At 35.8% G+C, this 520-nt stretch carries 1 protein-coding gene; it reads left to right on the top strand.

Translation table 11 applies throughout. The features are described from left to right. Positions 1 to 520: type IIL restriction-modification enzyme MmeI (locus ACS8FD_RS24495; RefSeq protein ID WP_439277757.1), on the top strand; the 520-nt coding region annotated here is incomplete at both ends.

Here is a 520-nt window from a genome sequence, read left to right as displayed (position 1 = left end):
TGGCGCAATAATGCTAAGCATAATGCTGGCGTTCACGTAGTAATTATTGGACTATCTGCATTAAACCATCGAGATAAAGCTATATACAAACTTGTTAATAAAGTTTGGCATAGCGAATTAGTAGATAACATAAGCCCTTATTTAATCTCAGGTAGTAATACTGCTGTTATTGGATTAAGAGACCCAGTTCAAAAAAGACCAAAAATGTTATTTGGAAACAAACCTACTGACGGGGGGTTCTTGTTATTAGAAAATCATGAGAAGGAGGCACTTGAACGAAACGAACCATTCTCTAGTCAATATATTAAAAAGGTTGTAGGAGCTAAAGAATTTCTCCATAGTGAGCAAAGATGGTGTTTATGGTTTGAAGATGCCGACCTAAATGAGCTATATAACTATAGACTGATAAAAGAAAGACTTGACGGTGTAAAGAAGAGTAGAGAAGAAAGCAAAGCAAAATCGACAAGAGATTTCGCTAAATACCCTCATCTATTCCGCCAAATTGCACAACCTAAAAATG

The sequence above is a fragment of the Psychrobacter sp. 1U2 genome, from assembly GCF_051847575.1.
This window is presented reverse-complemented; position numbering and strand designations above follow the sequence as displayed.